Raw genomic sequence first — 23,472 nt, 5'->3', positions numbered from 1 at the left:
ATATCCTGATGAAACTGCCGCAAAATTTCGTGTTCGGTCTGAGCGTCCTGGCGCTCTCCATGAGCGCCCTGGCTGCCGGTACCCACGCGCCAAAGTCCGACCCACTGCAAGGTGACGGTCGTGTCTCGTCGTTCTACACCTGGCAAGAAGTGATCCCCTCCACACCGGGCAAGCTGCTGCGTAGCGAACCGCTGGAAAAGACCTTGAGCCTGCCCAACGCCGCCAGCGCGCAGCGGATTCTCTACACCTCCACCGACGGTATCGATAACAAGACCCCAATCGTGGTCTCGGGCACGCTGTTCCTGCCCAAAGGCAAGGCGCCCGCCAGTGGCTGGCCGGTTGCCAGCTGGGGCCATGGCACGGTCGGTGTCGCCGACGTTTGCGCGCCGTCCTGGCAAGGCCGCTCCTATCGCGACGTGCAGTACCTCAGCCGCTGGCTGGACGAAGGTTATGCCATTGTCGCCACCGACTATCAGGGCCTCGGCGTACCCGGTGGCCACCCGCTGCTCAACAATCGCATGGCGGCCTACGGCATTCTCGATGCAGCCAAAGCCGTGGTCGCTGGCGTGCCGGGGCTGGCCAACAAAGTGTTGATCGTCGGGCAATCCCAGGGCGGCGCAGGCGCTTTCGCATCGGCCGCCTACGCGCCGACTTATGCGCCGGACCTCGGCGTCAAAGGCAGCATCGGCACCGGCGTGATCTACACCGTGGGTGCAAAAAACGTCGGCGAACAGGACGTCAATAAGGTCGACGCGTCACTCGCCTACGGCTTCTACACGTTGCTGGCGGCCCAGCAGTACGACCCGAATATTAATCCCAAGGACTTCTACACCGACAAGGCGTTGCCTCTGTTCGAGCAGGCCCGCACCAGTTGCCTGGCAGCATTGGTCAGCGATGTGGTAGGCGTCGGCCTGACTCCGGCCAATGCGAAGAAAGACTACCAGGGCGACCAGCTCGCGGCGTGGCAGAAGCAAGTGTCTTACCCGACGCTGAAGCTGGCCCAGCCGATTTTCATCGGCACCGGCGCCGAGGACAAAACCCCGGCGGCTTCGACCCAGGTCGCGCTGATGCAAGACGCCTGCAAAACCGGCTCCGTGGTTGAGGGCCATCTCTACAAAGGGCTGGGTCATAGCGAAACCGTCAATGCCTCCCTCAAGGATTCGGTGCCTTTCGCCCACAAGGTCATCAACGACCAGCCGATCACCCCGATCTGCAGCCCCAGCGTGCAGTGATACGGAGCCCTCGACATGAGCCTTGAATTTTTTACCCGCCTGCCCCTCCATGGCGAAACCCAGTTCCTCCCCGGCGACCCGCGCAACCGTGGTGACTGGCATCGCGGCGGCCCGAGCACCGGCGCCGTCTCGGCATTCAGCGTCGGCGACCACTTCACCTACATCGACTACCTGGGGCAGATCGCCAAGGCCTCAGAAATCAACGGCTTCGGCGGTGCGCTGATGGTCAACGCTCCCTCGGGTGAAGAACCCTGGACCGTCTGCTCACTGCTGGCCCGGGAAACCCGCACGCTGAAATTCGTCACCGCGTTCCAGCCCTACCACTACACACCGTGGGTCGCAGTGCAGCAAGCCGCGACCTATCAGCGCGCCACCGGCAACCGCCTGGTGTGGAACATTATCAACGGCGGCTCGGACGCGATTCAGCGTCAGGTCGGTGACTTCAGCGAGCACGATGAGCGGTATGAGCGGGCCATCGAGTTCATGGACGTGGTCAAGGGCTACTGGCACAACGAGAACTTCCACTACGATGGCAAATTCTACAAAGCCGAAGGCGGTGGTTTGCGCGGGCCCTTGAAAAAGGCCGAGTTGCCACTGATTTGCACTGCGGGCTCGTCGATCCCGGCCCGGGAATTCGCGGCCAAACACGCCGATTTCTACCTGATGCGAGCCGAACATCCGGATGAAATTGCCGCGCTGATCGCTGATATCCGCGAGCGCGCCTTGAAGTACGGGCGCACGGACATTCGTTTCGGTTTGTCGATCGATGTCATTACCCGGGAGACCGAGGAACTGGCGCGCACCGAAGCCAAGCGTTTCTTCGACGAAGGTATCGCCAAGGGCGCGGTCAAGGCTGTGGCGGCCCATGCCGGGTTGCGCACTGCACGCAAGCTCAGCTACGAAAACGAGTTCGCGCAAAAAGCCGAGACCCAAAGCTTCGACGACTTTTTCATTCACCCCAACGTCTGGACCGGTTTCGGTTACATCGGCATTCCGCCGGGCTGCGCGCTGGTAGGCAGTTATGAAAATGTCGTGGCACGGATTCGCGAATACAACGCGATCGGCATCGATCTGTTCTTCCTCGCCGGCTACCCGCACCTGGAAGAAGCCTACCGCCTGGGCGAGCACATCCTGCCGCACTTTCGCAGTCAGCGCGTGCAACTGAGACGCCCGTCGGAAGCGCCGCTGGAACTGCGCTCCGCCAACGGCCCGACCGGAGCCTGATGCCATGAGCGACGATCACTCACTCTTCAGCCGCCGGGATTTTCTCGGCCACAGTGCGCTGCTTGGCGGTGGTTTGCTGCTCGGTGGTGGCCTGCTCGCCGGCTGCGGCCCGAGCAGCGAAAAACCAATCGCCAGTGCCGCTGCCGACAATCAACCGCGGTATGGCGGACGTCTGCGCCTGGGCATTCTCGACGGTAACCAGAGCGGCAACCTCGACGCGCACAAACCCATTGGCAGCGGCATCGTTCGCGGCTTTGCTCTCTACAGCAAGTTGTGGGAATGGGACGAGCAAATGCAGCCACGCCTGGCCCTGGCCGAATTCGCCGAGCCGAATGCCGATGCCAGCAGTTGGACATTGCGCCTGCGTGCGGACCTGGAATTTCACCACGGCAAAACCATCGATGCCGATGACCTGATTTTCTCAATCCGCCGCCTCACCGATCCGCAACTGGCCTCGCCTTACGCTGCGTTGCTGCACTGGGTTGACCGCGACAACCTGGTCAAGCTCGACTCGCGCACCGTGCGCCTGAACTTTCGTGAAGGCCGCAGCTACATGCCGCTGGCAGAAACCTGGGTCAACTTTGGCGGGATCGTGCCGGTGGACTACCACCCGGTGACCAACCCGGTGGGTGCCGGCCCGTACAAACTGAAAAGCTTCACCCCTGGCCAACGCTCGCTGTTCACCCGGTTCGAGAACTACTACAAGGACGGCAAACCCTACGCCGATGAGCTGGAAATCATCGACTTCAAGGATCAGGTTTCGCGCCTGGCGGCCCTGCGTTCCGGGCAGATCGACATGGCCAACGTGATGCCCACCGAACAGCTGCAAGTGCTGCAGCGCGACCCACGGCTCAGGGTGCTCAAATCGGTGAGCGGCAACTGGTTGTCGTTCGACATGAACCTCGACAAGCCGCCGTTCAATGATCCACGGGTACGGGAGGCGTTTCGCCTGCTGGCCGACCGCGAAGAACTGGTGCGCCGCGCGCTCAACGGTCAGGGCCGAGTGGCCAACGACCTCTACGCGCCGAGCGATCCGACCTTCAACCACACGCTCGGGCCGCGCCCCCACAACCCGCAACGCGCGGCGCAACTGCTCAAGGAAGCCGGGCATGAAAACCTTGAACTGGAACTGGTGACAACGCCTGGTCCGGGACTGACTTCGGCGTTGGTGCTGGCTGAGCAGGCCAAGCGCATCGGTGTCACCCTCAAGGTCAAGCAGGTTGATCTGGCGACCTTCCAGGGGCCGTTGCGCAACGACTGGACGCTGAGTACCGGCGGCAGTATCGGCGCGCCGTTCCTGGCCAGCGCGATTCACACCGACGCGCCGTTTGCCGTGTCGAACAAAACCCATTTCAACGATCCTCAGTTCAGTGAGCTGTTTCTGGCGGCGATGGCACAGCCCGACCTGGAGAAACGCAAGGCGCTGGTCCACCAGGTTCAGCAGATCCAGTACGAACGCGGCGGCATGTTGATCTGGGGTTACGCCGATTTGCTCGACAGCGTGGCCAACCGCGTAGGCGGCGCGGCGGCCGAGGAGTCGCTGTTCAGCACGTGGCGCTTTGAAAAGCTCTGGTTGAAAGACACGGCCTGACGCAACACCGACCTGTAGGAGCCGGCTTGCTGGCGGTGGCGGTGGCGGTGGTGGTGGTGGTGGTGAACGTTACACCGCTATCGCCAGCAAGCCGGCTCCTACAGGTCGGTGTTGTGTCAGGTGCTGCTTGTTTACGTATTTCAATGAATTTATCTATCGAGGCACATTTTCATGCCCTCTCTCGGCTTCGTTCGTCCCGCTTCTGGCCACGCTCTGGCGTTGGTCATCGTTTCTACCCTGTCGACGTCGACCTTCGCCGCCGACACTCAACTGCAAACCGTCACCGTTCAGGCCAGCGCCAGCGATTCCGATGATGACACCCTGCCCACCCGACCGGAGTCTTCGATATACGGTGGCATCGAAACCAAGGTGCTCGACACCCCGCGCTCAATCACCCAGGTCAACGCCGAGCAACTGGCCAACGATCCGATCCGCAGCGCCGACGACCTGGTGAAGTACGCGCCGGGCATCACCCGTGGCGGCGGTCAGAACGCCGGGATCGCGCCGCAGTTCCGCGCCCAGGGTTCAGAAGTTTTCCAGGACGGCCAGCGCGCGTACGGTGTGCGGCACCCGGCCAACTTCAACGCTTATGAAGGCGCCGACATCGTTGCCGGCCCTTCCTCGGTGACCTATGGCTCGGTGTCCGGCAGCGGCGGCTATGTCAACTACCTGAGCAAGAAACCGAATTTCAGTGAATTCAAAACCAGACTCAGCGGTGAGCTGGGCAATTGGGTACCGGACGGTGAATCCCGCGACTCCAGCAAATTCAGCGTCGATAACACCGGCCCGCTGAGTGACAACCTGGCATACCGGATCAGCATCACCAAGCAGCGCCAGGAGGATTTCTACGACAACGTCGACAACAACTTCGACGCGTTCTACGGCGCCCTCGCCTGGCGCAATGACAACGTGCGCGTGGACTGGAATGCCAGTTACGACGACTACTACGACTACAACATCACCCACGGCTGGAACCGCGCTAACCAAAAGTTGGTGGATAGCGGCAAATACTACGCCGGGCGGGCCACGCCGATCATCCAGAACGGCAACACCCTCTGGTCACCGGTACTCGCCTCTGGCGCGGCCGATGCGCCGACCCTGGGTTGGGTCAAACGGCAACGTAACGCTCAGGGCCAATACAGCGTGGTCGATGGCAGCTTCCAGTCCGCCTCCCCCAACACCCAAACCAACCCGGGTAGCCTGCGTGGCTGGGTGTATGACCCGTCACTCGCCGGCAACGGCCTGACCTCGCTGTCCTCGCAAACCGGCCAGCGCGACGAGGATGAAAACTCCTCCCGGCGCTTCACCACGCAACTGCGGGTAGAAGCCGATCTGACCCCGACGATCACCTTGGCCAACAACACGTTTTACCAACGTTCACGGGACATGACCGACGCCGTCGGTTCTTTCCAGGTGCAATCCAAGGACAATATTTTCGATAACCGCTTCGAATTCCGCTCGCGCAATGAAACGCAGCTTGGCGGCCTGACCCTGCGTGATGACAGCAATACCGGGGTGATCTACCGCCGCGAGTTCAACCAGTCGATCGCCGCCAACAACAATTTCGGCTCGACCATCAACGCCTATGACTTGACGCAGGATCCGTCGGGCAAGAATCCGGGAGATCTGCTGGGGCTGACCGGTTCCAATCCGGCGGGCGGCAACGGTGCCTGGATCGGCCAGCCCGGTGTGCCGCAATTCTCCAACTACTACGGCTGGCTGAACCTACCGGCCATGTACCCGGCCGGCCACGGGCTCTACGCCGAATCCGTCGCGCCTTACACCGCTGAAAGTACCTGGACCACCAGCACATTGTTCACCCAGCACAACCTGCGGTTCGGTGAGTGGGTCGGCCTGAACATCGGCGCCAGCCGTAGCTGGATCGACGCCGAAATCGAAAACCCGTTCGTGCTCGCCGGCGGCAACCCGCGCAAGGACAGTGACAACTACCGACTGTTTGCCTTTCAGGTCAGTCCGTACGTTAAACCCACCGAAAACAGCACGCTGTACTACACCTTCGATCGCTCGCTGGCAGTCAATACCGGGTTCTTTTCCAACGGTTTGGGCTGGGGCAGTGGCGCCGGTGCCAACCTGCTGAATCCCCTGGCGTTCGAAAGCCTCAGCGTACTGCACGAAGTCGGGTTGAAAGTCGAAGCGGTGCCCAACGAGCTTTTCTTGACGCTCGCAGCGTTCAAGCAAGAGCGGGATCAATCACCCGACAGCAACAACAACATTGCCAGGCTGGTGATCAAGGGAGTCGAGTCGACCATTCGCTACCAGCCTGACGACCACCTACGCACTGCGTTGAACCTTTCGAAACTCACTGCCTACAACGAATTTGCCTCCCAGGCCGGTTTCGCCTCGGCGGGGTTCATTCCCGACAACGGCACGGTGTTCGGCGACAACAACAGCCTCAATCAGCGGCCGTCCGGGCGGTTCGACGCGGTACAGATTCCCGAATACACCGCCAGCGGATACTTCGACTATCGCTTCGATTCAGGCTTTGGTGCCGAGCTGTCCGGCTGGTGGACCAGCAGTTGGTACCTGAACCTGAGCAAGACCGTGAAAGTCCCCGACGAATACAACCTCGACCTCGCTGTGTACTACCGCCAGCCGCAGTGGAGCACCACTTTGCGCGTGCTCAACCTGACCGATGAATTGAACTTCGTCAGCGGTCTGGCCGGCTCCACCAACACCTTCCTGCAACCCATGCCCGGCCGCACCGTGCTGGCCCAGGTGGATTACCAGTTCTAAAACCGTTTATCGCCATCAGGAGTGTTCCCATGTCCATTGAATTTGTCGGCATGATTTTCCCCCGCCAGTGGTCCGAGACCCGAGGCGTGCGCAGCCCGGATTTCGATCTGGGCTTTATCCGCCACCACGCCCGCGCCCATGAGCATGCCGGTTTCGACCGGGTGCTGATCGCCAGCGGTCCGGGCAGCGCCGACAGCTTGCAGATCGCCGCCTACGCCGCCGCTCACACCGAACGCCTGGGGTTCATGATCGCCCACCGCCCGGGTCTCACCGCCCCGACGGTCGCGGCCCGGGCTTTCGCGACGCTCGATCACACCACCGGCGGCGGGCGGATTCGCCTGCATGCCATCACAGGGATCACCGCCGAGCCTCAGGAAGGCGACTTCCTGCTGGACAAGACCGAGCGCTACAAACGGACCGATGAATACCTGGAAATCGTCCGCCGGACGTGGACCGCCGAGGAGCCTTTCGACTTCGAAGGGAAATACTTCAACATCAAGGGTGCGTTCTCGCCGGTCAAGCCGTTGCAGCAGCCGCACATCCCGATTTCCTTTGGCGGGTCGTCGGATATTGCCTATCAAATCGCGGTGAAACACGCGGACCTGTATGCGTTGTGGGGTGAGCCATTGAGCGGCGTGGCCGAACAGATCGGCAAACTGCGCGCAGCTGCCAGCGCGGCGGGGGTCGCGGCACCGCGGGTCAGTCTGTCGGTGCGTTTGATTCTGGGGGCGACCGAGGAACTGGCGTGGCAACGGGCGCAGCAGATCCTGGAGCAGATCAAGGCCAACCCGCAGTTTGCAGCCGGCAGCCCTTGGCAAAAACGCATCAAGGGCACCGGCTCCGAACGCTTGCTCGCCGCCGCAGCCCTGGGCGATCGCCATGACCGCGCACTGTGGATGCCCACCGCCACCGCCGTCGGCGCCTACGGCGACACCACCGCCCTGGTCGGCACCCCGGAAACCGTGGCCCAGGCCTTGCTCGATTACGTCGATCTGGGCGTGACGACATTCCTCAACCGTGGCTACGATCCGCTCTACGACACCGTGGATTATGGCCGCTGGATCATCCCCGCCGTGCGCGAAGAAGCACGTCGTCGCAAGGCGCGGGTCGCGTAAGCACTTCGCAATGTACACCAACGCCATCGCCAGCAAGCCGGCGCCTACAGGACCGTATACACACGCCCCCTTGCAGGAGCCAGCTTGCTGGCGATGGCGGCATGACATCCACCACCGAATACCTGACAACCCTGCGCCTAATAATCCCCACCCGCCAACGTCGGCGAATTCTCCAGCAACGTGCGTGTATACGCCGCCTGCGGCTGGTCCAGTACGGCATCCACCCGCCCCTGCTCCACCACACGCCCCAACTTCAACACCAACACCCGGTCGGCAATGGCGCGGACCACACCCAGGTCGTGGGTAACGAACAGCAGCGTCAGCCCTTCCCCTTGCAATCGCCGCAACAACGCCAGAATCGATGCCTGTACCGACACGTCCAGGGCCGAGGTGATTTCGTCGCAGATCAGAAGCTTTGGTTCACAAACCAACGCCCGCGCAATCGCCACGCGTTGACGCTCGCCCCCGGACAAGCTGTGGGGATACTGATCCGCCACCGAGGCCGGCAGCGAAACCCGTTTGAGCACTGCATCCACACGTTCCCGAGCGGCTGCACCCTTGAGACCGAAGAAATGCTCCAGAGGCGCACTCAAGGTTTGATACACCGTTTGCCGCGGGTTCAGCGCCCGGTACGGATTCTGGAAGATGTACTGGATCTGATGCCGTTGCGCACCGTCACGTTGACGCGCCGACAGGCTCAACAACCCGCCCGCGTAATGCACTTCACCCTCGGCGTTTTCTCCCAGCCCGGCAATGGCGCGGGCCAGGCTGGTCTTGCCGGAGCCGGACTCACCCACCAGTGCAAGGCATTCACCGGCCGCCACACGCAACGACACATCGAACAGCACCTGACGGTCATAAGCCACGTTCAGGTCCTTGATCTCCAGCAGCGGCGTGAGCTCCAACGCCGCGGTGACTGGCGCCAAAACGCTTTGGCCGACCAGTTCCATAACCTGAAGATGGGGAGCCAGACACGCCACCCGCTGCTGTGACGACACGTCCTGCAACTGCGGCTCAACCACCGAACACGCCGCGACACGCCGGCCACACCTAGGCGCGAAGGCACAGCCTTGTGGCCTCTGCCCCGGTGCCGGTGCTTGCCCCGGAATCGCCAGCAGATCCCGGCGTTGCGCCACATCGGGAATCGCCGCCAGCAAGCCGCGGGTGTAAGGATGCGCCGGCCGATGGAACAGCACTTCACGCTGTGCGACTTCGACGATACGCCCGGCGTACATCACCATCACCCGGTCCACCAGATCCTTGATTACCGCCAGGTCATGGGACACATACACCGCCGCCACACCCAGGCTTTTGCACAATCGGCGTAACGTGGCGAGGATGTGCGCCTGGGTGGTCACATCCAGTGCGGTCGTCGGCTCATCGAGGACAATCAATGCCGGGCGCAAGACAAAGGCCAGCGCCAGCATCACCCGTTGCTGCTGCCCGCCAGACAACTGATGGGGGAAGCGCTGCAAAAAAGCCGCGTCATCGGGCAACCCGACATCCCGCAAGGTCTCGACGATGCGCTGCTGTTGCGCCGTGCGATCGAGTTCAACCTGGTGAACGCCAAGGGTTTCGCGCAGCAAACTGCCGATACGCAGCGCCGGATTCAGCGCGGTCGCCGGGTCCTGGGCCACATAACCAATCAGGCTGCCCCGGGCTCGACGCAGGTCTTCGCCCGCCAGGGTCAGCAATGATTGACCGGACACCTCGACCTGACCGCCGACGATCCGCGCCCCCCTTCGAGCATGGGCCAGCAAGGCGTTGGCCAGGGTGGTCTTGCCGGAACCGGACTCGCCGACCAACCCAAGAATTTCTCCGCATTCAAGGCTGAAGGTCACCCCGGACAGCACATCGATCTGCCCCGGTAACTCGACCCGCAGATCGCGAACCTGCAAAACGTGCGTCGTCTGCACAGTAGAGCGGGATTCAATCCCGGCAATGGCGTTCATGGCTGTTTCTCTCCGATCCTGGAACTGCTGCGGCCGATGCCTTCGGCCAGAATGTTGGTGCCATAGGCGAAGATGCCGATCAGGATGGCCGGGGCCAGTACCGCCCAGGGTTGGACCAGCAGGCCCGCCTGGTTCTCGTTAATCATCAGCCCCCAGTCAGCGGTTGGCGGCGCCACGCCATAACCGAGAAAACTCAAGCCCGAGAGCATCCCCACACCCCAGGTCAGCATGTTGCCGAAGTGCACCAACAGCGGCGTGAGGATGTTCGGCAGGATTTCCTTGAACAGAATCCGCCGCCTTGAATAGCCCATCATCTGTGCGGCCTCGACGAACTCCTGCCCCGCCACCGCCACCGCGCTGCTACGGGCCAGACGAATCACGCCTGGGGTGAAAGCGATGGCTACGGTCAACACAATCAGCCAGGGCGCGCGCCCCAGCATGGAGACAATCAGCAGCACCAGAATCAGGTCGGGAAACGCCAGCGACACGTCCGCCAGCGAGGTGATCAATTGATCCAGGCGCCGCCGGGAGAATCCCGCCAACAACCCCAGAGTGCTGCCGGCCAACAGTGCGATCGAAGCCGCCGCCACCGACATCCACAACACCGATACGCCGCCGCTGAGCAAGCGCGACAACACGTCATGCCCGAGAAAGTCGTAGCCCAGCAACGCCGCGCCCACCGGCGCGCCATACACCGAACCGACCATGTCCGTCGGGCTGTGGGGCGCCAGTAACGGGCCAAGCAATGCCAGCGCCACCACCGCCAGAGTGATCAACGCACCCTTGCGGGTTTGCGGTTCCGCCAGCCACAGGTGCCAGCGCCAACGTCGGGATTGAGTCATGCATCACCTCTCAAGGCGCCTTGGATGGGGAGCGTCGCCACCAGGGCTGGATGCCCCGACGGTTACGCTGGATCATGGTGACCCGGCGCGCGGTGCGCAGTTTCGGGGTCAGCAGTACTGTCAGCAGATCCGCGAACAGGTTGATCAGCACCACGCCCAGGGTGATCACCAGCACGATGGCCTGGACCATCGGCAAATCGCGCATCTGGATCGCCGAATTGAGCGAGGTGCCGATGCCCGGATAGCTGAAGATCACCTCGGCCAACAGCGCTCCGCCGATCAACGTGCGCAGGGTCAGGGCCACGCCCTGGATCGCCGGAATCAGTGCATTGGGCAAGGTGTGACGCCAGACGATTCGCCACTCGGGAATACCCCGCAGCCTGGCGGCGACCACGTAGTCGGACTCAAGCGCTTCGATCATCGACGCCCGCACCATGCGCGTCAGGTACGGCAATGCCGAGAGGCTCAGGGCCAGCACCGGCAGCACCAGAAATTGCAATTGGCGCAGCAGCGATTTGTCCGGATCGAGAATCGACACTGCCGGCAACACGTCCATGTGCGGCATGGAAAACAGCAACACAAGGCCGATGGCCAGGAGAAAACCTGGCGTGGCCTTGAGGAAAATCAACAGCGACAAGCTCCAGCGATCCAGGCGACTGTCACGTCGCAAGGCCAGTGAAACGCCGAGCAGCAACGCCACCGGCACCACCAGCGCGATCACCCCGGCGAGCAACGCCAGGGTGTAGCCAAAGCGACCGAACAGGATGCTGCCCACCGCCACGTTGGAGTCCAGTGACACGCCCAACTCACCACTCAAGGCATGGCCCAACCAGCGCAGGTATTGCTCGATGATCGGCCGGTCCAGGCCCAACTGGCGTTGCAAAGTGAGGATGCTTTCCAGCGGCGCATCAGGGCCGAGGATCACCCGCGCCGGGTCCGAAGGCAGAGCCTGGGTGGCGATGAACACCACCAGGCTGATGACCCACGCGGTCAGCAGGCCGTAGCCCAATCGTCCGATGAACCAAGACAACCAGGCTGGCGTGCGCGGGGTTTTGCAGGACGGCTCAGGCATGGTTCACCCACACTTCATCGAAACGCCATGAAGCAAATGTCGTCTGTTCCGGTGCCAATCCACCGACCCGAACAGAGGCTGCATCCAGCACGTCATTGAAGCCCCAGATCAGCAGGCCGCCGCGCTCGTGCTGGATGCTTTGCGCTTCATGCACCAGCAGCTTGCGCCGCTCCAGATCGGGTTGAGCCAGCGCCTGTTGGTACAGCGAAGTGAAACGTTCGTCGTGGAAATTGCTGCGGTTGTAGATGGCCTGCGGCGCGTCGTTGTGCAGCGCCGATGCAAGGAAACCCCGAGCCGGCGTCGAGCCCGGCGATAACAACCAGTTTTCCCGTTGCGGACCGTTGAACACCGAGCCATCGACCTGGGTGACCTTGATATCGACCCCGGCCTTTTTCGCTTGCTGGGCAAACACCAGCGCTGCGTTGACGCCCGGCCCCGGCGTGGTGGTCAGCTCCACCCGCAAATCGTCCTGCCCGGCCTGACGCAAGAGTGAGCGCGCCTGTTCCAGATCGTACGGACGCTGGGCAATGCTGTGGTTGTATGTCGGGTCGTGGGGCGAATACAGGTCATTGGCGATGCGCCCGAAACCATTGAGCCCGCGGTCGACCAGCTCACGACGGTCAGCCAGCAGACGGAACGCCTGACGCACTCGCACATCCTGAAACGGCGCCTTGGCCAGATTCAGATTGAAACCGGTAAACGACGTGCTGGGCGATGCATACAACTTGAGCCGCGAATCGGCCTTGAGCAGCGCGCTGTGTTCGGCCTGCACGCCGCTGGCAACATCGATTTGCCCGGCACGCAACGCCGCCGAACGGGACACCTGGTCCTTGAACTCGATGATTTCCAGTTCATCGGCATAGGGTTGCCCGGGCTTGTAGTAGTTTTCGAAACGCTGGTAGAGCGAACGCTGGCCGGGAATGAAATTCTTGAGTTTGTAGGGCCCGGCGCCGACCGGATTCGTGATCGGGTCGTAATCGGTGGGAACGATGCCGCCAAAACTGATCAGGGTTTCATCCAGCGGATAGAAGCTTTGCCCCTCCTTGAAGCGAATTTCGATGGTGCGCTCGTCCAGTTTGCGCAAGGCGTTGCGGTCGATCGCACCCACTAGCCCGGCAAAGGGCGACGCCAGTTTCGGGTCGGTCAGGCGCAGGATCGAGAACAGCATGTCGTCGGCGCCAATGCTCTTGCCATGGTGAAATTCCAGCCCCGGCTTGAGGCGAATGGTCCAGGCGCTGGCATCGGCATTGGGCTCGGCGAACTCGGCCAGGGCCAGGCGCGTGCTGACATCGGTGTTCCACTCCCAGAACTTGCTGTACAGCGCCCAGCCGCGAATGATCCCGCCGCCCACCGGTTTGTGCGCATCGAGGTTGCCTGACTGGTCGCCATCGATAATGCCAACCCGCAAACGACCGCCACGCACCGGCGTGCTGGACAGCGCCGCTGCGCCACTGACGGCCGCGCCACTGTCGCAACCGCTGAGCAGGCTGCTGCCGAGGATCAGGCCACCACCGACCGCGAGGCCGTTACCAAGAAAGCTGCGACGGGAAAATCCTTCGCTCATGACTGACTCCTCAGGCCCGCTCGACCGCGTTGGCGCGTTGCAGCGCAGGCGTCTCGGCCCGCAGGCGCGGCACGTCGAAACCGTGATCCAGGTCGAGCAACGGGAACAGCAGATCCGCCACCCGGTGAGCTTCATCGATCAACGGGAAACCGGAAAGAATGAACGCCGACGTGCCTTGGGCTTCGTATTCACGAATGCGCTCGGCGACCTGCTCGGCGCTGCCCACCAGATAAGTGCCGGCGGCCGGGCCGAGGATGTTGAAACCGAACAGGCTCGGGCCGAGCCAGACGTTGGGGTAGATCTCCAGGTCCCGGGCCTTGGGCAGGCGGCCTGCGCGGATGGCTTCGACGTTGCGCTGGATCTGTGGGTCATCGCTGTGGAAACTGTCCAGGGTTTCACCCGGGGGCAGTTGCCGTTCGATGGCCGTGCGGGCGGTATGCAGCGAGGTGCGTTGCAGGAGTTTTTCGGCGTGAGCCCAGGCTTCCTCTTCGGTCTCACGGACGATGATTTGCAGGCGCGTGCCGAAGGTCAGTTCGCGACCGACCTTCGCTGCTTGCGCCGCCACTTTGCGAAACTTCTCGCCGAGTTTTGGCGGGGTGTTGGCGAAGCTCAGGTAGACGTCAAGCAACTGCACCGAGTGGGCAACGCCTGGGCCCGAGGTGCCTGCGCCCCATAACGGGATTCCAGGTTTCTGTTTTGGTGGGTGCCAGCCGCCCAACGGGTGATTGGCGGCGGCTGGCGAGCGTGGCGCGAGTTTGACGTATTGGCCGTCATAGCCCGAGGTGTCGCCGGCGTAGAAGCTCTGGAAGGCGCGCCAGTATTCGAGGCTGAAGTCGTAGCGCTCATCGTGGGCGTAATGCACGCCGAGGGTGGCCAGGCCGGCGTCGTTGCCGTTGACCACGTTGAACAACAAACGCCCGTTAGAGAATTGATCGAAGGTCAGCGCCCATTTGGCCAACACCGCTGGCGACAGTTCGCCGGGGTGTTGCGCCACCAGGAAACGCAGACGTTGCGTGGCATCGATCAAGGCGGCGCAAACGGCCAGGCTCTCATTGGGACTGGAACCCAGCAGCGACCCGTAATACCCCAGGCGATCACTGGCCACGGCCAGTTGCTTCAAATGTTCGAAATCGGTTTTCCAGCGCCCTTCAGGCTCCCACGGATAAGGTCCGTCGGGGGTGGTGAGGTACCAAAGTATTTTTACAGCCATGGGCGTGTTCCTTGGTTTATGTGTCGACCGTTCGGCCGTCATCGCCAGCAAGCCGGCTCCTACAGTCCAGACGTTGTGAACCGGATGCCTGTGGGAGCCGGCCTGCCGGCGATGGGGCCCTCGAACCTTGCATTAATCTGCAGACCGCCATCGCTGGCAGGCCAGCTCCCACAAGGTCCGTGTTGACCGGGGGTTTGGCGGGTCAGGTGCGACGATCAATGGCGGGCACCAGGCCCAGTTCGGTCGCTTGGTCGTACAGTCCGCTCATTTTCCATTGCTGGGTCAGAACGCCCGGACCATAAGCACGCGACCCGCCCAAGGCGTCGGCGAGCAATTGCAGTTGCGCGCCCTCTTCCAGCAACAGGATGAACTCGGCGGTTGCACGCAAGCCTTGCTTGCCCCACACGGTCGAGCCGCCATTGGCTTCCAGAATCGCCAGGTTGAAGGGGTTCTCGGCGATCTTGTCGAGGATGAAATCCACTTCCTGCTGACGTCGGTCGATGTACACCGGCAGTTCCCGGGCCAGTTGATAACGCTGCACCGGCACGTAGTGGAATGGCAGGGTGCGATGGGTCTGCGCCCACGCGCCGAGATACGGCGAATGCACATGGGACACCGTGGTGATGTCGGCATGCTGCTGGAACAGTTTGGTGTAGCGACCGAAACCACCCTTGCCTTTGCCGTAGATCACCTTGCCTTCAAAATCGGTGACCGTCGCTTGCAGCGGCTTGCGGTAATTCCACGGGCCGCCGTAGTTGACCGACACCAGCAGCTCCTGACCTGGTACGCGCTCGATAAAACCGACGGTGCCATTGGCGGTGATGGTGTTGGTTTCACGGAACACGGTGAAGGCTTCCTCAGCCTCGACCAGCACCTTGTCGATGAAGTTCTTCAGTTCTTCGCTGATCAATTGCTCGTTTATAAGTACGGTCATGGCAGATCTCCAGATTCAGGCGCGGCGCTTGGCCAACAGTTCATGGGCGGCTTGCAACGGGCGCGGATCGACCCAGTCAGCGATGGAAAAATCGCGTTCCAGGAAGCCGTGCAGATACAGAAAATCTTTTTGCGTATCGAGAAACTCCAGTCGCTGCGCGGACAGGTCCGGTGCCAGCGTGGTGTGGAATTCGCCGCGATAGGCCTCGGCAACCCCGGCGCTGCCGGCGCGGGTTTCTTCTTCGAGAATGGTGTTCAGGGCAGCGCGGTTATTGGCGGCCCAGTCAGCAGCGTTGAGGGTTTGCGCGAGAAATCGCACCACCAGGTCGAAATGATTGTCGAGCAGGCTCTGATGGACCGTGATCGGACGCGGCGTGCCGTTGTTGATGCGATAGCGCGGCTCGGCAATCAGGTCCAGGTCGATCCCCACCACCAGCCCGAGACGGCGTGCGGCGTCGGCGGCGGAAGCGCCTTTGACGTAGACCGCGTCCACCTCGCCGCGCACCAGGTAATCGAGCCCCGACCACAGGCGTTGCAAGCCTTCCTTCGGGCTGGCTGCGCGTTGCTGATCTTGAAGCGCGACTTCCACCAGTTCGACATCATCGAAACCGAGCCCGGCCAGGCTCAGCGCACCTTTGTAACCGTGCAGGCTCATGGCCCGGGCGATGCTGCCCGGACGGGTTTCACCCCAGGCCGGAAGCGCCAGCCGCTTGCCTTTGAGGTCCTGCGGCCGGCTGATGCCCGAGTCCGGGCGGACCAGAATGGTCTGCCATTCTTCAATCCAGGTCAGGCCGATCAAGCGACTCGGCGCACCGGCTGCACGCGCCGCCAATGCCGGGACGTTTCCGCCTTCGCGAAACAGTCCAGGCAGTTCGTGATCGTAGTGGTGATGGCCCAGTTGACGGGCCTCCTGCAAGGTCGAAACCGGCAGGCCATCGGTGGCGAATTCGTCGCTGAGCCAGCCTAGCTTGTAGGCGATTCCGGAGGCCGTCGGCACCGGGCAACGGGTGAACCAGATCTGGTCAAGTTTGGCTTGGGTATCGGGTCGGGTCTGTTTGGCAGCAAGCGTCATGGGCAGCTCCATCTGGTTGGGCAAGTCAGTCGCGGCGACTGTTGCCAGAGCTATTGCAGTGCCCGTGCCAAAAGCTGAAAGCCGCTGTTTTAGCGGCTTTCAGGTCAACCAGCGTAAATGAGCCGCCTCTAACTGCTGGCCTGCCAGCAGCGTTGCGCGGTGACTGCTGCTGTTCGAGCAATTGCCGCAAACCCGTTGCTTCCCCAGCAACACCCGCCACCCCTTCACAGCTACAAACCCAGCGCCGGGCAGGCTTTCGAGCCCTTGGCGCAGAACTTGCTCAAGGCCCTTTCACAAACCCGTAGAACGCCATCGTCGGAGCGCCGCCCGCAGCAAGCCGGCTCCTACAAGGGCGGTTCGTGTGGTTTTACGGGCAACAGCAGATCCATTATCAGAGGTACAACAATGAGCAAGGTTGAACACGATCCCGCCGGCCAACTGACCCAGGAACAGGCCCCCATTCGCCCGTTGCAAAGCGAAGCCCAGGCCATCGCGGTGGCCAGGGAAATCGCCCTCGAGATTGCCGAAATCGCCGCCGATGCCAGTCAGAACGGTCAACTGCCACGGCGCCAGGCGCAGCTGTTGTCCGAAAGTGGCCTGACCGCCATTGGCGTGCCCAAGGCTTTTGGCGGGCTCGGTGCTTCGGTGGAAACCATCGTCGAAACCGTGCGCCTCATTTCAGTGGCCGACGGCGGCGTCGGTCAGTTGCTGCAAATCCACAACGTCATGCTGCGGGGGATTTTCACCGGGTATTGCGATGAAATCCGCGACCGCTTGATTCGCGATGTAATGACCGGCAAACGTTTTGGCAATGCCCTGGCTGAAGTGGGTGGCAAGAACAAGTTCGCGCTCAAGACCCGGGTCGAACGTCGCGCCGACGGCAAGCTTGTCCTCAACGGCAGCAAGTTCTACTCCACCGGTTCCTACCTGGCCGAATGGATTTCCCTGACGGCCGCCAGCGACGACGGCGGTGCCGGGGTGCTGCTTAATCGCAATACCCCGGGCCTGACGCTGGTCGATGACTGGGAAGCTTTCGGTCAGAAAAACTCGGTCAGCGGTACGGTGATTTTCGACAACATTGAACTCGACGAAGGCTTCGTCTCCCAGCGCAAAGGACCGATGAAGCGCACAGGCCTGACATTCCCGCAGATTCTCCACGCGGCCATCGACACCGGTATTGCCGAAGGCGCGCTGTCGGCGGCGGTGCAATACCTCAACCACAACGCCCGCCCTTGGGTGGAAAGTGGCGTCGATCATGCCCATCAGGAGCCGCACATCATCAAACAGGTCGGCGAATACGCCGTGGCCTTGCGTGGTGCGCAATCTTTGCTGCGGGATGCGGCGCGGGTGTTCGATCAACATGAACTGGACCCGGACAACAAAGAGCTGCAAGACGAACTGATTCTTTCGGTGGCCACCGCGCGCGCTCATTCCGATGCGGCCTCGCTGAAGATCTCCAGCGATATCTTCTCCCTGCTCGGCGCCAGTTCATCTCTGAACAAATGGAACCTGGACCGCTTCTGGCGCAACGCCCGGGTCCACACCACCCACGATCCGATCCGCTGGCGTCTGCATCATGTCGGCAACTACTACCTCAACGGTGTCGACCCGGGCGAATACACCGCGATCCTCAACGCCAAGGAAAAACAGGGCGCCACCAGCCCCCGGCGTTGATTGGACGACCCCCATCGCCAGCAAGCCGTCTCCTACAGGTCCGTGTTTTGCGCGGTATCACACGGTACGGCCTGGCATACCCCCACAGAGTATTTACATGATCGAAAAACACCCTCTTCTGCGCAGCCTGACGATTTACCGGGAGATGCCCTGGCGCTTCGCGCTGGTGGCGGCGCTGTTCGTTGCCGTGAACCTCGGGCTGGTCTGGCAGCAATGGCTGATCGGGCATGCGGTCAACGATGTCAGTGCCGGCCACGCGGTAACCCGCCACGCCGATGGCAGCCTGGACGCCAGCCTCGGCTGGTATTGGTTGTGGCTGATGCTCGCCGTGGCCGTGGGCCGTGGCGTGTTGCAATACGCTGCCAGCGTGCTGTCGCTGGTGCTCAGCCAGGAACTGCTGACGCGTCTGCGCGAACGCATCCTGCACCAGGTCCAAACCCTGCACCTGGGCTATCACTGGCAACACGGCATGGGTGAAATGATCACGCGTACCACTCGCGACGCCGACAAGGTGCGCGATGCGCTAATCAGTTTCTGGCGCCAAGTGGTGGAAACGCCACTGGTGGTGCTGGCAACCGTCGGCCTGCTCAGTTGGTACAACCCGCTGCTGGGCCTGGTACCGTTGTTGCTCACCGGGTTCGGCCTGTGGATTTTCGTGCGCCAGACCGAACGCCTGGTCAGCCTCGATCGAGCGGTTGGCGAAGCCTATGACCGGGTCAATCAAGACCTCAGCGAAGGCATCAGCGGCGTGCGGGTGATCAAGTCGTTCGGCCTGGAGCACAGCCGCATTCAGCGCTTCGCCACGCAAGTTGCGGTGTTCGCCGACCATGCCCGCCTCGCCCTCGCCTACTCCAGTTCGCGCATCCCCCTGCCCCAGGCCGTCGTTGCGTTAGGGCATGTGTGGATTCTGATTTACGGCGCTCATCTGGTGGCCGCCGGCCAGTTGGGCATTGGCGAACTGGTAACTTCGCTACTGATCGCCACCACCCTGGTATTTCGCATCGAAGGCATTGGCCGCGTCATGCAGACCTTCGCCGACGCGCGCTCCAGCGCCGAGCGCATCTGGCAACTGCTGGACGAACCAGCCGCGATTCGAAGCGGTGCCGACAGCCTGCCCGACTCGCCATTGGGACTGAAACTGGAGCACGTCAGTGTCAGCGCCCCCGGCGGTGGACTAGAGATTCTGCAGGACTGCTCGCTGACGCTGCAGCCAGGTGAACTCGTCGCGCTGGTGGGCGCAACCGGCACCGGTAAAAGCCTGTTGGCCAGCCTGCTGCCGCGCCTGAGCGACATCAGTTCCGGTCGCTTGTTGATCGGTTCGGACAGTGCCGGTTGGCAGGACATCCGTCAGTTGAATCTGGACGAACTGAGACGGCGCGTACATGTAGTGCCCCAGGAAAGCTTTTTGTTTTCCGACACGCTTGCGGCCAATCTGCGGCTGACGGCGCCGCACGCCAGCGATGAACAACTGCGTCAGGGTTTGCGTTTGGCCGCTGCCGAAGACGTACTTGAACGTCTGCCCCAAGGCTTGGCCACGCCGCTCGGTGACCGTGGCGTGACGCTGTCTGGCGGTCAGCGCCAACGCTTGAGTCTGGCCCGCGCGCTGCTCGGTGAGCCGGACATCCTGTGCCTGGACGATGCCACCAGTGCGCTGGATGCGATCAGCGAACGCCAGGTTCTGAACAACATTCGTCAGTTGCGCCGAGACCAGGGTCGGGCAACGACCTTGCTGCTGATCTCCAGCAAGCTGTCGACCATTCTTCTGGCGGACCGCGTGCTGATGCTCCAGGACGGCCGGATCGTCGCCAGCGGCACCCATGCTGAACTCTTGAAAACCCATCCGGACTACCGCGACCTGCTAGGGATCGACCATGGCTAACCCAATCGCCGGCAAAGCCTTGAGCGATATCGAAATAGAAGAAATGCTGGCCAAAAAGGCCCTTGACCGCAGCATGTTCAGTCGGCTGCTGCCGCTGCTCAAACCGATTCGCCGCCACATTGCCGCAGTCATCGGCATTGAGCTTTTGCTGGTCTTCACCGTGTTCTTGCGCCCCTGGTTCGTCCGTGAATTGCTGGACCTTGGGCTGATTCAACAGGGCGATCACTGGTTGCTCGATGAGCGCCTGGTACTCTGGCTCGGCTTGGGGCTGGCAGCCAGTTGGCTCGGGCGTTTCCTGCTCGCCGGGGTCTCGCAGTTTGTGGCGGGCAGTGCGGCGATTCGGGTCTTGAATGACCTGCGGGTGCGGGTGTTTGCGCATGTCCAGAGCCTGAGCGTGAGCTATTTCGACCGGACCAAGGCCGGACGGATCATTTCCCGTGTCGACCGGGACGTCGATGCCCTTGAACCGCTGCTGATCCAGGGCCCGCCTGAATTGCTGGGAGCCTTGCTGCGCTGTGGACTGGCGTCGGTAATGCTCTGGCGAATCGACCCACGGTTTTTTCTAAGTCTCGCCGCCACGGTGCCTTTGCTGGTGCTCGCGACCTGGAGTTTCAAACGCATCTCCCAGCGCAACTGGGCCAAGGTCGCGGAAAACCGCAGCCGCTTCACCGCGCATCTGGTGGAGAGCGTGAGCGGCGCGCGCATGTTGCAGCAGTGTGCCCAGCAAGCCCCGAACCTGCGGCGCTATCGCGGTCTGCTGGATGACTTCAATCATTCGCTGATTCGCGGCAGCCTGCGGTCCGGCTGGTTCGCCCCCTTTACCGCCCTGCTCAGTTCGGCCGGCATGGCAGTGCTGTTGCTGGTGGGCGCGTACGGTCTGGCGCAGGCGGATGTGACCGTGGGCCAGATCGCCGAGAGCCTGTTTTACGTGTTTCTGTTCCTCGGGCCATTGCAGGAACTGTCGGACTTGTTCGAGCGCTACGCCACCGGTTCGGCTTCGGCACAGCGAATCTTTCTGCTGCTCGACACCCGACCGGAAATCAACGACAGCGCCACACCGCAACGCGTGGGCAAAGCCCGGGGTGAAGTGCGTTTTGAACAGGCGCGGTTCAGCTACGATGGCAACAGTGCGTCGCCGGTGATCAACGACCTGGACCTGCACATTCCTGCCGGTGAGGTGCTGGCGATTGTCGGCCCCTCGGGCCATGGCAAGAGCACGCTGGTGCAGTTGTTGACGCGTTTCTATGAGGTGCAGTCGGGCGCGGTCCGGCTTGACGGGGTCGATGTTCGCCACCTGACCCAACATGAACTGCGGCGCAATGTCGGCGTGGTTTTGCAGGACAATGTGTTGTTCAGCGGCAGCATCCTCGACAACCTGCGACTGGCATCGCCCCATGCCGACGATGCGAGTCTGATTGCAGCAGCCCGGGAGTTGGGCGCGGATGAGGTGCTGGAGCGCCTGCCGCACCAGTATCAGACCGAAGTCGGGCCATTGGGTGGGCACTTGAGCCATGGGCAGCGGCAGTTGGTCTGCCTGGTGCGCGCCTACCTCGCTGACCCGGCGGTGTTGGTGCTGGACGAAGCGACCTCAGCCGTCGATATCCATACCGAGCGCCGAATACAGCGAGCATTTCGCCGACTCTGCGAAGGCCGCACCGCCATCATCATCGCCCATCGCCTGGCCACCATTCGCGATGCCGACCGCATCGTGGTCATTCGCCAGGGTCGCCTGGTCGAACAAGGGCCACACAGCCAATTGATCGAACAGGGTGGCGCTTACGCGGCGTTGTACCAGACCTATTTGCGCAGCGCCGAGGCCGGCTCGTCCATTGATGAGATCGTCGCCACAGCATCCGTGTGATCGCAACCGCCATCGCCGGAACGCCGCCCGCAGCAAGCCGGCTCACACACAATCGGGTTCACAACACGGACCTGTAGGAGCTTGCTTGCTAGCGTTGGCGATTGCCAGTTCGCCTGAAAATTAACCTGTTGCACCCCGAGCAACCATTGCTGACGCACTGCTGCCACAGCAGCACCCTGATCCTCAATCCTTCCCCGCCCCCCTGCCAAACGCCCGGCCCTGCTGAACAAAACCCGGCTCACCGCGCATGGCATGTCCGTTGCAATCATCCACTCAAAACGTCATCGCACCTACACGACGCAACGCGTAATTGAATCAGGAGCACCCTATGAGCACTGAGTTTTTCTGGCGCCTGCCGCTGGGCACCGATGGTCCGCAACTGACCACCGACAAACACAACCGCGGCAATCCCCACTATCGTCCAGGCAACATCGCACCCGGGCGTCTGCCCAATGGTGAACCGGACGACTTCACCTACATCGACTACATCGCCCAGGTCGCGAAAGCCGCCGAACTGGCCGGTTTCGAAGGCGCCCTGTTGCCCACCGGTCCGGAGCCATGGATCGCCGCAGCGGCACTGGCCCGGGAAACCCGCCGGATCAAATTCCTCATCGCCTTCCAGGCCACCTGGACCCTGCCGGCCTATGCCGCGCAACAAGCGGCCATCCTGCAGAATCTCAGCCGCGGTCGCCTGGAGTGGAACATCATCACCGGGGGCAACCCGGCCAGTCAGCGGGCCAACGGCGACTTCCTCGAACATGACCTGCGCTACAAGCGCACCGGCGAGTTCCTCGACATCATCCAGGGGCTTTGGGAGAACGAGCGCTTCTCCTATGACGGCGATATCTATCAGCTGGAGAACGGTGCCCTGCCGCACGGTCTGCAAAACGAGCGCAAGCCCGGCGTGTACTTTTCCGGGTTCTCCGATGCGGCCCTGGATGTTGCCGCCAAACATGCCGACGTCTACCTGAACTGGGCCGAGCCCATCGACAAGCTCAAGCCGCACATCGATCGCGTGCGTGAACTGGCAGACAAACAGGGTCGCAGCGTGCGCTTCGGCCTGCGTGTCGACCTGTTCGCCCGGGAAACCGAAGAGCTGGCGTGGAAAGATTTGCGCCGCCAGTTCGACAAGCTCGAAGGCAAGAGCAGCGTGGTCGCCAAGGGTTTCGCCAGTGGCTCCGATTCGGTCGGTGGTGCTCGCCAGACCGCCTACCACCAAAACATCGACCGCTTCGACGACCTGATCATCGGTCCGAACCTGTGGGCCGGTTTCGCCAAGGCCAAACCGGGCCCGACCGTGGGTCTGGTGGGCAGCCACGAGAACATCGCCGAACGCCTGGTGGAGTACCGCGACGCCGGTTTCTCGACCTTCATCCTCGCCGGCAACCCACATCTGGAAGAAGCCCTGCGCATCGGTCAGGAAGTCCTGCCGCTGGTGCACCAACGCCCTGTCGCACAAACGGCATCTCATCTGAAAGCCAGCGCCTGAACGCTGCA

General features: G+C 62.2%; 16 protein-coding genes. 9 read left to right on the top strand and 7 right to left on the bottom strand.

Going from position 1 to position 23,472, the window contains the following annotated elements; translation table 11 throughout:
* Nucleotides 1-8: 8 nt before the first annotated feature.
* From KW839_RS26605 to KW839_RS26585, 5 genes are all read left to right on the top strand, one after another.
* Nucleotides 9-1,232 (top strand): lipase family protein, encoded by a 1,224-nt coding sequence (locus tag KW839_RS26605; protein WP_218425958.1) that lies wholly within the window; start codon nucleotides 9-11, stop codon nucleotides 1,230-1,232.
* A gap of 15 nt (nucleotides 1,233-1,247) precedes the next feature.
* Entirely contained in the window at nucleotides 1,248-2,456 is a 1,209-nt protein-coding gene (locus tag KW839_RS26600; RefSeq protein WP_218425957.1) for an LLM class flavin-dependent oxidoreductase, read from the top strand.
* A 4-nt stretch (nucleotides 2,457-2,460) separates the two neighbouring features.
* Entirely contained in the window at nucleotides 2,461-4,047 is a 1,587-nt protein-coding gene (locus tag KW839_RS26595) for an ABC transporter substrate-binding protein (RefSeq protein WP_218425956.1), read from the top strand.
* Nucleotides 4,048-4,218: 171 nt separating this feature from the next.
* On the top strand, nucleotides 4,219-6,801 hold the full coding sequence (locus KW839_RS26590; protein WP_218425955.1) for a TonB-dependent receptor plug domain-containing protein: 2,583 nt from the start codon (nucleotides 4,219-4,221) through the stop codon (nucleotides 6,799-6,801).
* A 29-nt stretch (nucleotides 6,802-6,830) separates the two neighbouring features.
* Entirely contained in the window at nucleotides 6,831-7,916 is a 1,086-nt protein-coding gene (locus tag KW839_RS26585) for an LLM class flavin-dependent oxidoreductase (RefSeq protein WP_218425954.1), read from the top strand.
* Nucleotides 7,917-8,053: 137 nt separating this feature from the next.
* Here KW839_RS26585 and KW839_RS26580 read toward each other — a convergent pair whose 3' ends face one another.
* The 7 genes from KW839_RS26580 to KW839_RS26550 form a co-directional block, all read right to left on the bottom strand.
* The gene (locus tag KW839_RS26580; RefSeq protein ID WP_218425953.1) at nucleotides 8,054-9,868 is read right to left on the bottom strand and encodes an ABC transporter ATP-binding protein; all 1,815 of its coding nucleotides are present in this window, start codon (nucleotides 9,866-9,868) and stop codon (nucleotides 8,054-8,056) included.
* Nucleotides 9,865-10,710 carry an ABC transporter permease gene (locus KW839_RS26575; RefSeq protein ID WP_218425952.1) on the bottom strand — a complete coding sequence of 282 codons (846 nt, stop codon included), beginning with the start codon at nucleotides 10,708-10,710 and terminating at the stop codon, nucleotides 9,865-9,867. The genes KW839_RS26580 and KW839_RS26575 overlap by 4 nt, the downstream gene beginning before the upstream one ends.
* Before the next feature lie 10 nt (nucleotides 10,711-10,720).
* Nucleotides 10,721-11,782, bottom strand: a complete 1,062-nt coding sequence (locus KW839_RS26570; protein WP_218425951.1) for an ABC transporter permease — start codon at nucleotides 11,780-11,782, stop codon at nucleotides 10,721-10,723.
* Nucleotides 11,775-13,346, bottom strand: a complete 1,572-nt coding sequence (locus KW839_RS26565; RefSeq protein WP_218425950.1) for an ABC transporter substrate-binding protein — start codon at nucleotides 13,344-13,346, stop codon at nucleotides 11,775-11,777. The genes KW839_RS26570 and KW839_RS26565 overlap by 8 nt, the downstream gene beginning before the upstream one ends.
* 10 nt (nucleotides 13,347-13,356) lie before the next feature.
* A complete protein-coding gene (locus KW839_RS26560; protein ID WP_218425949.1) occupies nucleotides 13,357-14,556 on the bottom strand; it encodes an LLM class flavin-dependent oxidoreductase in 1,200 nt (399 codons plus the stop codon).
* A 202-nt stretch (nucleotides 14,557-14,758) separates the two neighbouring features.
* Entirely contained in the window at nucleotides 14,759-15,490 is a 732-nt protein-coding gene (locus KW839_RS26555; protein WP_218425948.1) for a class II aldolase/adducin family protein, read from the bottom strand.
* Nucleotides 15,491-15,505: 15 nt separating this feature from the next.
* Nucleotides 15,506-16,561 carry an ABC transporter substrate-binding protein gene (locus tag KW839_RS26550; RefSeq protein WP_218425947.1) on the bottom strand — a complete coding sequence of 352 codons (1,056 nt, stop codon included), beginning with the start codon at nucleotides 16,559-16,561 and terminating at the stop codon, nucleotides 15,506-15,508.
* Nucleotides 16,562-16,966: 405 nt separating this feature from the next.
* On the opposite strand from KW839_RS26550, the gene KW839_RS26545 reads away from it, so the two are divergent.
* The 4 genes from KW839_RS26545 to KW839_RS26530 all read left to right on the top strand — a co-directional run bounded on the left by KW839_RS26545 (nucleotide 16,967) and on the right by KW839_RS26530 (nucleotide 23,464).
* Nucleotides 16,967-18,235, top strand: coding sequence for an acyl-CoA dehydrogenase family protein (locus KW839_RS26545; protein ID WP_218425946.1), 1,269 nt, complete (start codon nucleotides 16,967-16,969; stop codon nucleotides 18,233-18,235).
* A 97-nt stretch (nucleotides 18,236-18,332) separates the two neighbouring features.
* Entirely contained in the window at nucleotides 18,333-20,114 is a 1,782-nt protein-coding gene (locus KW839_RS26540; RefSeq protein ID WP_218425945.1) for an ABC transporter ATP-binding protein, read from the top strand.
* Nucleotides 20,107-21,975, top strand: coding sequence for an ABC transporter ATP-binding protein (locus KW839_RS26535; RefSeq protein WP_218425944.1), 1,869 nt, complete (start codon nucleotides 20,107-20,109; stop codon nucleotides 21,973-21,975). Before KW839_RS26540 ends, KW839_RS26535 begins: the two co-directional genes overlap by 8 nt.
* A 328-nt stretch (nucleotides 21,976-22,303) precedes the next feature.
* A complete protein-coding gene (locus KW839_RS26530) occupies nucleotides 22,304-23,464 on the top strand; it encodes an LLM class flavin-dependent oxidoreductase (RefSeq protein ID WP_218425943.1) in 1,161 nt (386 codons plus the stop codon).
* Nucleotides 23,465-23,472: the final 8 nt, after the last annotated feature.

This window comes from Pseudomonas sp. PDM31, from assembly GCF_019218965.1.
Lineage (GTDB): Bacteria > Pseudomonadota > Gammaproteobacteria > Pseudomonadales > Pseudomonadaceae > Aquipseudomonas.
The sequence above is the reverse complement of the archived record's forward strand: the minus strand, read 5'-3'. Positions and strand labels throughout refer to the sequence as shown.

Bases quoted from the DNA above. Each gene is read 5' to 3' on its own strand.
- KW839_RS26605 (WP_218425958.1), top strand. From the start codon at position 9: ATGAAACTGCCGCAAAATTTCGTGTTCGGTCTGAGCGTCCTGGCGCTC.
- KW839_RS26600 (WP_218425957.1), top strand. From the start codon at position 1,248: ATGAGCCTTGAATTTTTTACCCGCCTGCCCCTCCATGGCGAAACCCAG.
- KW839_RS26595 (WP_218425956.1), top strand. From the start codon at position 2,461: ATGAGCGACGATCACTCACTCTTCAGCCGCCGGGATTTTCTCGGCCAC.
- KW839_RS26590 (WP_218425955.1), top strand. From the start codon at position 4,219: ATGCCCTCTCTCGGCTTCGTTCGTCCCGCTTCTGGCCACGCTCTGGCG.
- KW839_RS26585 (WP_218425954.1), top strand. From the start codon at position 6,831: ATGTCCATTGAATTTGTCGGCATGATTTTCCCCCGCCAGTGGTCCGAG.
- KW839_RS26580 (WP_218425953.1), bottom strand. From the start codon at position 9,868: ATGAACGCCATTGCCGGGATTGAATCCCGCTCTACTGTGCAGACGACG.
- KW839_RS26575 (WP_218425952.1), bottom strand. From the start codon at position 10,710: ATGACTCAATCCCGACGTTGGCGCTGGCACCTGTGGCTGGCGGAACCG.
- KW839_RS26570 (WP_218425951.1), bottom strand. From the start codon at position 11,782: ATGCCTGAGCCGTCCTGCAAAACCCCGCGCACGCCAGCCTGGTTGTCT.
- KW839_RS26565 (WP_218425950.1), bottom strand. From the start codon at position 13,346: ATGAGCGAAGGATTTTCCCGTCGCAGCTTTCTTGGTAACGGCCTCGCG.
- KW839_RS26560 (WP_218425949.1), bottom strand. From the start codon at position 14,556: ATGGCTGTAAAAATACTTTGGTACCTCACCACCCCCGACGGACCTTAT.
- KW839_RS26555 (WP_218425948.1), bottom strand. From the start codon at position 15,490: ATGACCGTACTTATAAACGAGCAATTGATCAGCGAAGAACTGAAGAAC.
- KW839_RS26550 (WP_218425947.1), bottom strand. From the start codon at position 16,561: ATGACGCTTGCTGCCAAACAGACCCGACCCGATACCCAAGCCAAACTT.
- KW839_RS26545 (WP_218425946.1), top strand. From the start codon at position 16,967: ATGAGCAAGGTTGAACACGATCCCGCCGGCCAACTGACCCAGGAACAG.
- KW839_RS26540 (WP_218425945.1), top strand. From the start codon at position 18,333: ATGATCGAAAAACACCCTCTTCTGCGCAGCCTGACGATTTACCGGGAG.
- KW839_RS26535 (WP_218425944.1), top strand. From the start codon at position 20,107: ATGGCTAACCCAATCGCCGGCAAAGCCTTGAGCGATATCGAAATAGAA.
- KW839_RS26530 (WP_218425943.1), top strand. From the start codon at position 22,304: ATGAGCACTGAGTTTTTCTGGCGCCTGCCGCTGGGCACCGATGGTCCG.